The organism is Psychrobacter sp. 1U2, assembly GCF_051847575.1.
The window spans coordinates 1-1,111 of sequence record NZ_JBPYDC010000417.1; the positions used below are offsets into that span (position 1 = coordinate 1).

At 41.5% G+C, this 1,111-nt stretch carries 1 protein-coding gene; it reads left to right on the top strand.

The features are described 5' to 3' along the window. Positions 1-399 precede the first annotated feature (399 nt). Positions 400-1,111 (top strand): TatD family hydrolase (locus ACS8FD_RS16265; RefSeq protein WP_439276608.1); only part of this gene is annotated, 712 nt, incomplete at its 3' end.

Genomic DNA, 1,111 nt, shown 5'->3' on the forward strand with positions numbered 1-1,111 from the left:
CAAGACGTAGCAGCTGGCAACAGACTCCCCATGCTAAAGAATTGTCAAAAAAAGACCACTCAAAAAACATCAATCCTCAGCATACAGACCTGCAATATCAAAACTGTGACAAGGATTAATAAAGGGTTAAGAAACAACTTTTATACTTGTACGATTTTGATACTTGCACGCTCTTTATACTTGCATATTATGCTCAATATAATGCACCTAATAGACAGTTTAGCGGCGCAGCATACTTCACCAAAGCGGTATATCACACGCTGTATTACAGTTTTGTATCAGCATATAGATACAAAGCTGCTAAACATTCAAAATTAAAATACTCTATTATCATAATCACCTAACTGCTTACGCAGCACATATTTACCAACCATTAAGAATCAACTATAAAGACGGATTATGTTTCATACAAATTCACATCTAGCGCTAGATCATACCCCACTGCCTGCTATATATCCTCTGATCGATACTCATACTCATTTTGATGCGCCAGTCTTTGATGGTGATAGACAGTCACAGACGCAGCAGGCTTATATGCAGGGTGTTCGGCACTTGGTGTTGGTGGGTTATTTGCAGCGATATTTTTCTAGACTCTATGATACGCAGCAGACAATCGAGCAGATGCATCTGTCTAAGGATAAGGATAAAACTGATCGTAGAGACGTGTATCCTGTAGCGCACATTGCACTTGGCTTACATCCTTTTTATATCGAACAGCATACCGACGCGCATCTATCTAGCATGGCGCAAATGGTCCAAGAGCGGCGCCCGTTAGCAATTGGTGAGATAGGGTTGGATACTTATACGGATGCCATGAAACAACCTGAGATTTTTGCTAAGCAAGCGCGTTTTTTTACAGCGCAACTGGATATTGCTGTGCTACATAAGCTTCCTGTCATGCTGCACATTCGTAAGGCTCATGCAGAGGCATTGGCGTTATTAAAGGCACATAGCTATGATGCGCATAAATTAGGCGGTATTGCTCATAGCTTTAGTGGCGGCGAGCAAGAGGCCAAAGCTTTTGTTAAATTGGGTTTTAAGCTTGGTATTACTGGTCAAATTACCAACCATAACGCCAAAAAGCTACGCCGTGCTATCAAAGCTGCTGTTG